Source organism: Bacillus sp. SN1, assembly GCF_002796895.1.
GTDB classification, from domain to species: domain Bacteria; phylum Bacillota; class Bacilli; order Bacillales; family Bacillaceae; genus Bacillus; species Bacillus inaquosorum.
In genome coordinates, this window is the sequence record NZ_PHIE01000001.1 from 917,849 (window position 1) to 931,209 (window position 13,361).

Annotated in this window: 13 protein-coding genes; all 13 read right to left on the bottom strand. The window is 45.6% G+C overall.

Annotated elements, in window-relative coordinates:
• Window positions 1-4: 4 nt before the first annotated feature.
• A complete protein-coding gene (gene rsgA, locus CVV77_RS04415) occupies window positions 5-901 on the bottom strand; it encodes a ribosome small subunit-dependent GTPase A (RefSeq protein WP_088110946.1) in 897 nt (298 codons plus the stop codon).
• Window positions 902-915: 14 nt separating this feature from the next.
• On the bottom strand, window positions 916-2,862 hold the full coding sequence (gene prkC, locus CVV77_RS04420) for a serine/threonine protein kinase PrkC (protein WP_100274718.1): 1,947 nt from the start codon (window positions 2,860-2,862) through the stop codon (window positions 916-918).
• Complete coding sequence (gene prpC / locus CVV77_RS04425; RefSeq protein ID WP_100274719.1) at window positions 2,856-3,620, bottom strand: protein-serine/threonine phosphatase PrpC; 765 nt, start codon at window positions 3,618-3,620, stop codon at window positions 2,856-2,858. The genes prkC and prpC overlap by 7 nt, the downstream gene beginning before the upstream one ends.
• A 6-nt stretch (window positions 3,621-3,626) precedes the next feature.
• The gene (rlmN, locus tag CVV77_RS04430; RefSeq protein ID WP_003238612.1) at window positions 3,627-4,718 is read right to left on the bottom strand and encodes a dual-specificity RNA methyltransferase RlmN; all 1,092 of its coding nucleotides are present in this window, start codon (window positions 4,716-4,718) and stop codon (window positions 3,627-3,629) included.
• 3 nt (window positions 4,719-4,721) lie between these two features.
• Window positions 4,722-6,065 carry a 16S rRNA (cytosine(967)-C(5))-methyltransferase RsmB gene (rsmB, locus tag CVV77_RS04435; protein WP_100274720.1) on the bottom strand — a complete coding sequence of 448 codons (1,344 nt, stop codon included), beginning with the start codon at window positions 6,063-6,065 and terminating at the stop codon, window positions 4,722-4,724.
• Window positions 6,052-7,005, bottom strand: coding sequence for a methionyl-tRNA formyltransferase (gene fmt, locus CVV77_RS04440; protein ID WP_100274721.1), 954 nt, complete (start codon window positions 7,003-7,005; stop codon window positions 6,052-6,054). Before fmt ends, rsmB begins: the two co-directional genes overlap by 14 nt.
• A 4-nt stretch (window positions 7,006-7,009) precedes the next feature.
• On the bottom strand, window positions 7,010-7,492 hold the full coding sequence (gene def / locus CVV77_RS04445) for a peptide deformylase (protein WP_214284036.1): 483 nt from the start codon (window positions 7,490-7,492) through the stop codon (window positions 7,010-7,012).
• A 26-nt stretch (window positions 7,493-7,518) separates the two neighbouring features.
• Window positions 7,519-9,936, bottom strand: a complete 2,418-nt coding sequence (gene priA, locus CVV77_RS04450) for a primosomal protein N' (RefSeq protein WP_100274723.1) — start codon at window positions 9,934-9,936, stop codon at window positions 7,519-7,521.
• Window positions 9,933-11,153, bottom strand: a complete 1,221-nt coding sequence (gene coaBC / locus CVV77_RS04455; protein WP_100274724.1) for a bifunctional phosphopantothenoylcysteine decarboxylase/phosphopantothenate--cysteine ligase CoaBC — start codon at window positions 11,151-11,153, stop codon at window positions 9,933-9,935. The genes priA and coaBC overlap by 4 nt, the downstream gene beginning before the upstream one ends.
• A gap of 81 nt (window positions 11,154-11,234) precedes the next feature.
• A complete protein-coding gene (rpoZ, locus tag CVV77_RS04460; RefSeq protein ID WP_003221520.1) occupies window positions 11,235-11,438 on the bottom strand; it encodes a DNA-directed RNA polymerase subunit omega in 204 nt (67 codons plus the stop codon).
• Window positions 11,439-11,441: 3 nt separating this feature from the next.
• Entirely contained in the window at window positions 11,442-12,056 is a 615-nt protein-coding gene (gmk, locus tag CVV77_RS04465; protein WP_100275139.1) for a guanylate kinase, read from the bottom strand.
• Between the two features lie 7 nt (window positions 12,057-12,063).
• The gene (remA, locus tag CVV77_RS04470) at window positions 12,064-12,333 is read right to left on the bottom strand and encodes an extracellular matrix/biofilm regulator RemA (RefSeq protein WP_003154355.1); all 270 of its coding nucleotides are present in this window, start codon (window positions 12,331-12,333) and stop codon (window positions 12,064-12,066) included.
• Between the two features lie 76 nt (window positions 12,334-12,409).
• Window positions 12,410-13,285, bottom strand: a complete 876-nt coding sequence (locus tag CVV77_RS04475) for a YicC/YloC family endoribonuclease (RefSeq protein WP_019258365.1) — start codon at window positions 13,283-13,285, stop codon at window positions 12,410-12,412.
• Window positions 13,286-13,361: the final 76 nt, after the last annotated feature.

Consider the following 13,361-nt stretch of genomic DNA (forward strand, 5'->3'; position numbering starts at 1 on the left):
TATGCTAATACCTCGGCTTTCTGTCTTTAATCTCCGTCATAAATTCAACATAATGGTTATAGCGGTACTGCTTTAATTCCCCGTCTTCAACAGCTTGTTTCACCGCACATTTCGGCTCTTTTAAATGCAGACAGCCTCTAAATTTGCATGAAGAGCTTTTTTCTCTAATATCAGGGAAGGTATAGCCCAGCTCTTCTTCCTCAATGTCTGTGAATTCAAGCGAACTGAATCCCGGAGTATCCGCAACCAAGCCTCCGGACGTGTGAATCAGCTCCACGTGACGGGTTGTGTGTTTCCCGCGGCCCAAATGTTCGGAAATCTCGTTTGTTCTCAAACCGAGCTCCGGACTGATCGCGTTGAGAAGCGAGGATTTTCCAACACCGGACTGACCGGCAAACACCGTTGTTTTGTCCTTAAAATGCGGGATGATGTCCGTTAAACTGTCTTGGTCCTTAGAGGAGGTGAGGTACACGTCATAACCAATTTTCCGATAGTCTTCTGCATAGGCTTGAATCACATCTCGTGTATCTTGATCTTCAATCAGATCCATTTTTGTAATGCATATAATCGGCTGAATATCATTGGCCTCAACAAGAACCAAGAAGCGGTCGAGCAATGCTGTGCTGAAAGAAGGCTGAACCGCTGAGAATACAAGAACTGCTTGATCAACGTTGCAAATTGGCGGCCTGATAAGCTCATTGGTTCTTTCTTTAATTTCTAACAGATATCCCTCTTTGTCATTTTCAGCCTGATACACAACGTAATCGCCGACGAGAGGGGTAATTTTGTTCTTTCTGAAAATGCCTCTTCCTCTGCATTGTATCACTTTATCTGAATCCTCTGATTCATCCAGTACATAGTAAAAGCCGCTTAGCGCCTTAATAATTTTGCCCTCAGGCATATTTTCCCTCCTTGTTATTCATCTTTTGGATACTCAATGGTTTTGTAGCTGACGACTTTATTGTTTACCATCACTTGATAGTACCCTTTTTGGCCGGGTTCAATCTTTAGTTCGATCGTCCGTTCAGTCGGCTCTTTTATCTTAAATTCTTCATAAGTGTCAGAGATGCTGTGATCCGCATCGTCAATCGCGATTTGCACTTCAAGCTCGTCCCCTTCATTTTCTGGCTCGTAGGGGATATTGACCTTTTCTTTCACTGTTTTCACAGGTTTTTTCTCAGGTCCGAGAGAGAATGTCACTTCAACTTCGTTTCCCGGCTTTACTGCCGTGCCTGCTGCTGGTTTTTGTTTAACAACCTGTCCTTCTGGAACGTCATCCGAGTATGCTTCTTTTTCTATCAGCTTCAGCCCGTTGTCTTCCAGATATCCAGACGCTGCTTCTTTACTGTAAGTTTTCAAATCTCTAAGCGTAATGTCTTCGGGTCCGATACTGACTGTGAGCTTGACTTGATCTTCACTCGGCACAAGCTCAGTCCCTGCTGACGGATTCTGGTCAATGACAGTGCCCGCGTTTTTCTCGTCATTCACTTCATTCACCGTTACATGTTTAAACCCCTGGTCCTTTAACGCTTTTTTTGCCTGATCGACCGTTTGGCCTGTCACATCACCGATCTCCGTTTTTGCTTTTCCGGTGCTCTTATAAAGCGTGACCGTTGCTCCTTCTTTGACTGTGGAATCCGCTTTAGGATCCGTTTTTACCATCAGGCCCTCGTCAATTTTCTCATCCGAGATTTCCAAAACCTCGGAATCAACCTGCAAACCTTCTTTTTCCAAAAGGCCTGCCGCCTTTTCGTATTCCATTCCGGAAACATCAGGTATTTTGACATCTTTAGGCATAAAAAGCGATGGGAAAACAGTGACAGCGAGAATTCCAGCCGTGATAAAAACGATGCATATCGTGAGCAAAACCCACGGCCACTTTTTTCTTTTGCCGTTTTTCTTTGTTTTATTCTCTTGGACGGATGTCGATTCAGCTTCTTTTTCGCCAGCAGCTTTAGCGAGCTCTTCATCTTTAATGATAGGAATCGCTTTTGTCATTTCTTCATCTTCTTGAATGGTAAATCTCTTTTCATTGAGTCTGTCGGCGTCAAAAGCTGTTTGTATGTCTGCTTCCATGTCTTCAGCCGTTTCGTAGCGATGAAAAGGATCTTTGGCAGTTGCCTTTAGTATGATGTTTTCAACGCTTTGAGGTACTGACGGATTCCACCTTCTCGCCGAAGGAGTTTCCGCCTGAAGATGCTTTAAGGCGATGCTGACTGCCGATTCTCCATCAAACGGGATACGGCCGGTTAAAAGCTCAAATAAAACGATTCCAAGCGCATAAATATCCGATTTTTTTGTCGCCAAACCGCCCCGCGCCTGTTCAGGTGATAAGTAATGGACTGAGCCCAGGACAGAATTGGTATGGGTGATTGTGGTCGAACTCAGTGCCGTCGCAATTCCGAAATCCGTCACTTTGATATTTCCCATGTGGTCAATCAAAATGTTATGCGGCTTAATGTCTCTGTGAACAATCTGATTTTGGTGGGCATGAGCGATGGCTGAGACAATTTGCTCCATGATGTTCAGCGCTTCTTTAGGGTGAAGCGGCCCGTTTGCTGTTATGTATTCTTTGAGCGTCATGCCCTCAACGTATTCCATGACAATATAATAAATATCGCCTTCCTCGCCCAAATCGTAAATGCTGACAATATTCGGGTGATCAAGGCTTGATGCGGATTGGGCTTCTCTGCGGAAACGCCTGATAAATTCATTGTCATTCGCATAGTCAAACCGAAGGATTTTGATTGCGACTTCACGGTCTAGAATGATATCCTCAGCTAAATACACGTTGGCCATTCCCCCGCCGCCTATAACGCGGAGAATTTGGTAACGCCCGCTGATCCGCTTGCCGATTAGCACTGATCTTCACCCTCTTCAACATGTAAAGCAAGCTCAAGCAAAACTGCTGTAATGTTGTCTTCCCCGCCATTCTGATTGGCTTTGTCCACAAGCAGGTTTACTTTTTCCTGAGGAGCTGAATCGCTTTGCAGGATGTCTTTTAATTCAGTGCCTTCCACTTTATTCGTCAGTCCGTCAGAGCATAGAAGCAGTTTGTCCCCGGCTTCAATGTCAAAGGAACGTGTATCAATACTGACTGACTGGTCTGTTCCAAGTGCCTTCGTCAACACATTTTTTCGCGGATGATGTTCGGCGTCTTCTCTGGAGATCTCTCCAGTGCGTACCAGTTCATTTACAAGCGAATGATCTTCTGTCACTTGAATGAAATCATCGTCCTGAAGCAAATAGCATCTGCTGTCACCTATATGGGCAACAGAAACCGTTTTCCCTGTAAAAAGCGCACATACAATCGTCGTCCCCATGCCTTGGCATTCTTCGTGGGCCTGAGCGTGATCGTATATTTTGCTGTTTACCGCAAGAATCTGTTTAATAAGCCACTCTTCACATTCCGAGGGCGCAACTGGAATAGTTTCTGCCTCATTCCATTTTTCCCCCATGGCTTTCACAGCCATCTTGCTTGCAACATCTCCAGCAAGATGGCCGCCCATGCCATCAGCGACAACCGCTAATACAAATTCATCTTTCCCCTTGAATATTCCCGCATCATCTTCATTATGCTGGCGGATTTTCCCTGTATCTGTTTTTAAGGCTGTTAACAACCCTCATCACCTCGTCTCGTCTTGACGCTCCTTCGCGCGAAGCTGACCGCAGGCTGCGTCAATGTCATGTCCTTGCTCTCTTCGGATTGTGACATTTACTCCGCGGGATTTCAGCGTTTTCTCAAAAGCAAAAATCTGATCACGTGGTGTACGCACATAGTCCCGTTCAGGCACGTAGTTTACCGGAATCAAGTTTACGTGGCATTTGACTCCTTCCAGCAAGTCGGCAAGTTCTTCAGCGTGCTCGACCTGGTCGTTTACGCCCCCGAACAGCCCGTATTCAAAGCTGATACGGCGTCCCGTTTTATTAATATAATATTTAACGGCTTCCATTAAATCAGGCAGTTTATACGCTCTGTTAATCGGCATCAAACGGCTTCTGATTTCTGTATTCGGCGCGTGCAGAGAAATTGCAAAGTTAATCTGCATTTTCTGATCAGCGAATTCGTAAATTTTCGGGATGATGCCGCTTGTAGAAACCGTAATATGACGAGCACCAATATTCAAGCCCTTGTCATGGTTAATGATTTTCAAGAAAGCAAGCATTTCATTAAAGTTATCAAAAGGTTCACCAATTCCCATGATCACCACAGAGCTGACACGTTCATCCGTTTCATCCAGAGCCTTTTGAACTTTGAGTACTTGAGCGACAATTTCACCCGCTTCAAGGTTTCGTTTCAAACCTCCGAGTGTTGACGCGCAAAACGTACAGCCAATACGGCAGCCGACTTGTGTCGTTACACATACAGAATTGCCATACTCGTGTCTCATTAAAACGGTTTCGATTGTATAACCGTCATGAAGCTCGAACAAAAACTTCATCGTACCGTCTTGAGAGGTTTGTTTAACAGCCGTTTTCAGCGTCGTCATCTCAAAATGAGCGCTTAATTTCTCACGCAGATCCTTTGACAAGTTTGTCATTTCTTCAAAAGAAGACACGCGTTTTTCATATAGCCATTCAAAGATCTGTGCCGCGCGGAACGGTTTCTCTCCGTTGTCTGTCAGCCATTGTTTGATTTCATCTAATTCAAAAGAATAAATAGACGGGCGCTCTGTCCGCAATTCTTTTCTTACTTTTGTTTTTTTAAGTTCTGCCATTGCTTATCCCTTCTTTCTCATGCTGCAAATAAAGAAACCATCTGTTCCGAAATAATGAGGAAGGATTTGCACCCTTCCATCCCGAACAAAGGGTCTCGCCTTTTCGGGCAGCCGCTTTTCAAGAGACAAATCGGGTTCAAAATCAGGATGTTCTTGTATAAACGCATGTATTACTTCTTCATTTTCTGTCCGGTTCATTGTACATGTACTGTAGACAAGAGTGCCACCTTTTTTTACTAATGGTGCGATTTCCCTCAAGATCGACAGCTGGATTTCAGCGAGCCGTGCGCTGTCATCAGGCTTTTTCGTGTATTTCATGTCCGGCTTTCTTCGGATGACACCAAAACCTGAGCACGGGGCATCGACCAATATCCGGTCAAACTGTCCGTTTTCAAACGTTTCGCCTGCTTTTCTCGCATCCATCGTTTTCGCGTCAATGATTGTAAGTCCAAGCCGATCTGCCGATTCTTTGATCAGCTTCACTTTATGCTTGTGAAGATCAAGCGATGTAACGCTTCCCTTGTTCTCCATCAATTCTCCGATATGAGCTGACTTTCCGCCAGGCGCGGCACACGCGTCAAGCACCGTTTCACCGGGCTTAGGATCAAGGGCGCGGGCGACGAGCATGGAGCTCTCATCCTGAATGGAAACTTCACCGTTTTGGAAGAAATGAGTTCCAGCGATTGATCCCTTTAAGAGCTTCACAGCGTCTTCAGTCAGATCGCCTTTTTCAACTTCGATTCCTTCAGCAGCCATTTGATTAAGCAAATCCGCTCTGTCTGTTTTCATTTGATTGACCCGCAGTGTCTGCTTCGGCGGAATGAGGTGGATGCGGCAAATCTTTTCAGCCGCATCAAATCCATATGCATCCGCCCACTCTTTCACAAGCCATTCCGGATGGCTTGTCTCTGTCGCCAGCCGGCGGACAGGATCTTCGATAGCGTCAAAGGATGGAACACCTTCGCGCTGAATGGAACGAAGCACGCCGTTGACAAATGAAGCAATGCCTTTGTGTCCGCGGATTTTAGCAATTTCGACCGCTTCATGAATGGCCGCCCTCTCTGGAATCTTCTCCAAATACTCCATTTGATACAAGGACAGGCGAAGAAGCTGAATCACCCACGGCTTTACTTTTTGGGGCTTATTAATAAACGGTTTGAGCATATAATCGAGCGCGATCTTGTTTTGCAATGTACCGTAGACAAGTTCAGTCAAAAGCCCTCTGTCCTGATCACTCAGCTCATTTGATTTAATGACCGATTTCAGGAGCAGATTGCTGTATGCCTGGTTTTGTTCCAGTTTGACCAGCGCCTCTAGGGCGATATCACGAACACTATTTTTTTTCATTGTTTACTCCTAACCTATCGCCGGCTTCAACATGAGCGCCGCGCACAAAGTCCTCGCCTTTCATGCGTTTTTTGCCGGCCGGCTGAAGTTCGGTTAATAACAGGGCCGTATCGTTACCTGTGGCAACGATAATCCCTTCCTTTTCAACCGAAACGACTGTACCGGGCTCAGCTTTTGTTTGTGCGGGTGTTTTTTTCGACGCCCACACTTTCAAGTTTTGTCCATTAAGAGTCGTATAGGCAACAGGCCAAGGATTTAAGCCGCGGACTTGGTTGTAAAGCTCTTCACCCGTTCTAGACCAGTGGATCAGCTCTTGCTCTCTTTTGATGTTAGGCGCGTATGTCGCTTTCTCTTCATCCTGCTTTTCAGGTGATATGCTGCCGGCAATGACGTTTGGAACTGTTTCAGACAATAGCTTGGCGCCAGCTACGCTTAATTTATCGTGCAGCGTTCCGACATTATCGGTTTCTTCAATGTCCACTTCCACTTTTGAGATCATATCGCCGGCATCTAATTTTTCTACCATATACATAATGGTAACACCGGTTTTTTTCTTTCCCTGCAGAATGGAATAATGGATCGGAGCCCCCCCGCGCAGTTCCGGTAAAAGTGACGCGTGAACGTTAATGCAGCCGTATTTCGGGCTGTCGAGAAGCTCCTTAGGCAAAATTTGTCCGAATGCTGCCGTTACAATAAGGTCTGGCTTTAAAGCCAGCACTTTCTCAATTTCTTCTTTCAATCTGACTTTTTCCGGCTGAAGAACCGGGATGCCGTGACGCAATGCCTCTTCCTTTACCGGAGGAGGTGTCAGCACTTTTTTTCTGCCCTTCGGACGGTCCGGCTGTGTGACGACCCCCACTACTTCATAACCATCCTCTATCAGGGTTCTTAAAACAGGAACTGAAAAATCCGGCGTCCCCATAAATACGATCCTCGTCATCAAATCATCCTTCCATATCCGCTAGTTCATCTTCTGTATAGTATTTGCTTATTTTAGATGTAAACAGCACACCGTCTAAGTGGTCCATTTCGTGCTGCACGGCTCTCGCTAAAAAACCTCGCGCTTCCAGAATGAACGGTTTTCCCTGACGGTTAAGCGCACGCACTTTGACATAATCGGCACGTGTGACATCACCATAGACGCCAGGAAAGCTCAGGCATCCTTCAATTCCGGTTTGCTCACCGCTTTTTTCTAAAATCTCGGGATTAACGAGATCAATTCTGCCGCTGTCATCTCCGATATCTACGACAGCCACTCTTTTTAAAATGCCGATCTGCGGCGCTGCCAGTCCGACTCCATCCATTTCAAGCATGGTGTCGTACATATCATCAAGCAGCTTTTTTAACTTTTTATCAAAAACAGTCACGGTTTCTGCAGGTGTTTCCAACACCTCCGCAGGATGTGTGACAACCTTTTTTACTGCCAATTTGTTACCCTCCAAGACGTGAGATCTTACATCATCATATAAGGATTCATATCAATTGAAATCATTACATGCTTTTGTTCAATTTCGCGTTTATAATGTTCCAGTATCTTCTTCAACAAAGTGGATAACTGGGTTTCCTGTTTGTATTTTATCACGCATTGATAGCGATATCTATCTTTGATCCTGGCTATCGGCGACGCGCTTGGCCCGAGAATTTTCGTATCAGCTCCGCAGTTTACTTTCAAAAAGTGAGCGATTTTTTCAGCCGTAACAGCTGCTTTCGCCACTTCCTCATGAGAAACAGTCACAAGAGCCAAAAAGTAATAGGGCGGATAGGATTGCTCTCTCCTGTGCGCCATTTCGTGCTGATAGAACGTTTCATAATCGTGCGTCTTCGTCAGCTGGATGCTGTAATGGGATGGTGTGTACGTTTGAATGATGACATGGCCGGGCTTTTCATGCCTGCCTGCCCGGCCGCTGACTTGCGTTAACAGCTGAAATGTTTTTTCGGCCGATCTGAAATCAGGAATATGAAGTGTGGTATCGGCACTTAACACTCCGACAAGTGTGACATTCGGAAAATCAAGCCCTTTCGCGATCATTTGCGTTCCGAGAAGAATATCCGCTTTTCCTTCTCCGAAAGCTGACAATAGTTTTTCATGGGCGCCTTTCCGCGATGTCGTGTCAACATCCATCCGAATCACTCTCGCATTTGGCAGAACTTTTGTCAGCTCTTCCTCCACCCGCTGTGTTCCCGTTCCGAAAAAACGAATATGCTCGCTTGTGCATTCGGGACAAGTATGCGGAACAGGCTCCTCATGTCCGCAATAATGGCATTTCAGCCTTTGGCCGTAACGATGGTACGTCATGGAAATGTCGCAGTGCGGGCATTGCGGGACATATCCGCAATCCCTGCACATCACAAAGGAAGAATAGCCCCTTTTATTTAAAAACAGCACGGCCTGCTCACCCTTGGCAATCGTTTCTTCAAGCTTTTCCATCAATTCAATTGAAAACATCGAGCGATTGCCGTTTCTGAGCTCCTCTCTCATATCGACAAGGGAAACCTCAGGCATCACCTGGCGGTTAACGCGATGCTTCAGCGAAAGAAGCTCGTACACACCCTTTTGCGCCCGTGCATATGACTCTAATGTTGGGGTAGCACTGCCTAACACAACAGGACAGCTGTGATGCTCAGCCCGCTTGATTGCCACCTCTTTCGCATGATAGCGCGGCATTTCTTCTTGTTTATAAGAGGATTCATGCTCTTCATCGATGATAATCATGCCGAGATTTTCAAATGGAGCAAAAATAGCCGATCTGGCGCCGACGACAAGCCGCACTTCCTTCCGGTGGATTTTGCGCCACTCGTCATATTTTTCCCCTGTGGATAATCCGCTGTGCATGACTGCAACCTGAGAGCCGAAACGGCCCTTGAAGCGATTGACCATCTGCGGCGTCAGCGAGATTTCCGGTACGAGGACGATGGCTTCTTTTCCTTTCGCCAGTACTTTTTCAATCGATTGCAGATAAATTTCTGTTTTTCCGCTTCCTGTCACGCCGTGAAGAAGGAACACTTTATGCTCATCGTTGTCCAAGGTCTGACGTATTGGCTCAAAGGCAGCGCTCTGTTCGTCTGTCAGCGGGAGCGGTTCTGTTTTTTTGAACATTTTGTCCTGATAGGGATCTCTGTAAACCTCTTCATAACTTTCCTTCAAAAGCCCCTTTTGGATCAGGGTTTTGATGGTCGCAGAGCTCGCATCCGTTTTGTTGCACAATTCCGCCGCAGGGATTTTCACCCCTTCCGGCTCAGCGATGAAAAAGTGAAGAATTGCCTGCTGCTTTGCTGCTTGGCGGGATAATCCCTCAGCCTGCTTGGCAAGCTCTTCTTTACTCGCATTTGCCTGAATGTGCCTGACCATTTTTTTATTGGCTTTTTGCGCGACTTTATACGTCACGTCAATGCTGCCTTTTTGAACATGCTTTTGAATCATTTTCAGCGTATCGTGATCGGGTATATCCGAATACAGCAGAGTCTTTGTTTCAGAAAACAGCCGTTCCACTTGAGGCGGAAGATCGGCGCCGTGTGCGATTTTTAATTCTTTCTCATATTTCGCCTTTAATGCAGCAGGCAGCATCGCTTGAAGCGCCGTTATTTTAAAAGACAGCGTTTTGTCGGACAGCCATGATGACAGATTCATAAGCTCCTCTGTCAAAACAGGTGTAAGATCTAATAAATCCTCTACTTTCTTGACAGACTTCCCCGAGAGATCAGATGCTTCTTTGACAGCTGTCACAAATCCTTGAATTTTACGGGGGCCAAACGGAACAATGACCCGCATGCCCGTTTTGATCATGCCCTTGAGATGGTCTGGGATTTTGTAATCAAAAGGCCTGTCTATATTTTTGGTGCTGACATCAACGATGACTTCGGCAAAATTCATGGGCGCTCTCCGGTTTGTGTTAAGAGGGCTGCGATCTCCTGAAGGATTTCAAAAGAAACATCGAGCTTAGACATCATCGGCAGCTCGCGTTTGCGCCCGTCTTTGAAGAAGATTGTCACGATATTCGTATCAGCACCAAAACCGGCCCCATTTGCTTTCACGTCATTTGCCACAATCATATCAAGATTTTTGGCGGTGAGCTTTTTACGGGCATAGTGTTCAACGTCTTGTGTTTCAGCGGCAAATCCGACCAATAGCTGCTCCTGCTTTTTCTCGCCCAATTCTTTCAAAATATCAACCGTTCTTTTTAATTCAAGGGTCATCCCGCCGTCTTGTTTTTTCATTTTATGGTCAAACACTGTTTTCGGCGTAAAATCGGCTACTGCAGCTGTTTTGATGACAATATCGCTTGCGTCATACACAGAGAACACCGCTTCGCGCATATCCGCAGCCGATTGAACAGGGATAAACTGAGAAATGCCTTTCGGCTGATCCAGCGAAACAGGGCCAGAAATTAAGGTTACCTGTGCGCCGAGCTGGGCAGCAGCCTCCGCTAATGCATATCCCATTTTGCCCGTTGATTTATTGGTGAAAAATCGGACAGGATCAACCTCTTCCCTTGTCGGGCCAGCTGTAATGACCACACGTTTGCCCTCCAAAGGAGCGATTTTTTCGTCAGCAAAATGCTTTTCGGCTAGCTTCACGATATTTTCAGGCTCTTCCAATCTGCCTTTTCCTACATAACCGCATGCTAAATAGCCCTCGCTCGGCTCAATAAAACGAAAACCATCCTGATAAAGAACAGAAATATTTCGTTTGACTGCCGGGTGGTCGTACATGTGAACGTTCATCGCCGGCGCGATCCAAACGGGAGCCGTTGCTGCTAACAATGTTGTCGTCAGCATATCATCAGCAATGCCGTTTGCCAGTTTTCCAATCACATTGGCCGTAGCCGGCGCCACGATAACCAAGTCGGCCCAGTCTGCGGCATCAATATGAGAAATGACGCTTGGATTTTGTTCTTTAAATGTATCTGTATAGACTTCATGGCGGCTCAATGCCTGAAATGTCAGCGGTGAAACGAATCGGCATGCTGATTCAGTCATAATCACTTTGACATTTGCTCCTGCCTGAACCAGCTTGCTCGTTAACGCACAGGCTTTATAAACAGCGATGCCTCCGCTCACGCAAAGTAACACATTTCGATTGTTAAGCAATGACTTCTCCCCCTCTGCACTTTACAAAAACCGCACGGAAAAAAATAACAACCTACATGATATAGGTTGCTACTTGTGCTACTATTCGCGGTCTTCCTTTTCAAACGAAAGCAGGCCTGCATCAATTTCTTCTAAAGCTTTGCCTACATATTTGTGTGAAATCGTATGTTCAATCATTTGGTCTTTTTTGATTTGCATTTCTCGGGCACGTCTCGCAGAAACAGTCACGAGCGTGTATTTGGAATCTAATTTATTCATTAAAGAATCAATTGACGGATCTAACATTGGTTATTCAACCTCCAGCATTTTCTTATATCTTGGCGCAACGCGCTCGCGCTTCAAATGTTCAGCGAGAACGATTGCTTTGATTTTATCGCAAGCCGTTTCGACATTATCGTTTTCAACGACATAATCATAAGCATCCATCATTTCGATCTCAGCTTTTGCGGCTTTCATTCGATTTTCAATCAGAGCGTCTGTTTCCGTTCCTCTTGTCACGATTCTGTTCTTCAGTTCAGAAAGGCTTGGAGGCGCAAGGAAAATAAACAGGCCTTCCGGGAAAGCATTTCTCACTTGAAGAGCGCCTTGAACTTCGATTTCTAAAAAGACGTCTTTTCCTTCTTGAAGCGTCTGTTCAACATAATCGACAGGCGTGCCGTAGTAATTGCCGACATACTCTGCCCATTCAAGCAGCTTGTTGTCTGCAATCATTTGCTCGAATTCTTCTCTCGTTTTGAAAAAATAATCGACTCCGTTCACTTCGCCCTCCCGCGGACTTCTTGTGGTTACTGAAATCGAATATTCAAATTTTGTGTCTTCCTGCGAAAAAATCGCTTGCCGAACCGTTCCTTTACCAACTCCTGAGGGACCTGAGAGAACGATTAATAACCCTCTTTCTTTCATGCGGCAATTATCCCTGCCCTTCATCCATAATTTCTTCTTTAACAGAAAGTCTGTGTGCAACTGTCTCAGGCTGGACGGCAGATAAGATAATGTGATCACTATCCATGACGACAACTGCACGGGTTCTTCGCCCGTATGTAGCGTCAATTAGCATTCCGCGGTCTCTTGCATCCTGGATCATCCGTTTGATTGGCGCAGACTCCGGGCTGACAATCGAAATCATCCGATTGGCGGAGATAATATTGCCAAATCCGATATTAATCAGTTTAATCGTCATCTTCTACGTTCCCCCTGTAAAATAGACGTCTCTAGTTTAGCCTAGTAAGACCGTCTGTAAACAATACGCACAGTCACTATTCTATATTTTGCACTTGTTCTTTTATTTTTTCAATAGAACTTTTCATTTCGACGACAAGCTTTGTGATCTGATGATCATTTGCTTTTGAGCCGATTGTATTTGCTTCCCGATTCAGCTCCTGAACGAGAAAGTCGAGTTTGCGCCCGACAGCTCCGCCTCCAGCTAATATATCACGAAACTGGGCGAAGTGGCTCTTCAGCCTGGTAATCTCTTCAGTGATATCAGAGCGGTCTGCAAAAATAGCGCATTCTGTTACAAGCCGGCTCTCGTCTAACACGTCTTCAGTCCATTCTTTTATTCTGGCGTACAGCCGTTCCCGGTAACGAGATACGACATCCGCTGCCAGCAATTCAGTCTCTTTCACCAGCTCTTCAAGCTGATCAATGTGCAGCAGGCAGTCTTTTGCTAAAAGCAGCCCCTCTTTTTCACGCATTTCACAGAGCCCTTTTACCGCTTCCTCTGCAGCAGCGGTGATTAACGCCTCCAGCTTGTCATTTTGCGTCTGTTCTTCATGAATCTGAACGACATGGTCAAGCTTGAAGAAATCCATTACATCAGGTTCTGCAGACAATTGATACCGCTTCTTCATATCTCTCGCAGCTGCGACAAACTCATCGAGCAGCGGCCAATCAATTTCAAGCCTTTTCTCAACAAGCATATCGCTGTCAACGGATACGAAAAGTTCAATTCTTCCGCGATGGATATGCTGCAGAATGGTCTGTTTCAGCTTATCTTCAAAATATAGCAAAGGCCTTGGCAAACGAGCGTTCACTTCTTTAAATCTGTAGTTCACAGATTTAAGTTCAACGCTTACAGAGAGATCATCTTGTGTTTTGCTTGCACTGCCGAAGCCTGTCATACTTCGTATCATTTTAAAACACCCAATTCTTCCCTGTTCTATAATAAAAGGGCAATAGACATGCTATTACCCCTAAGATTATATCATA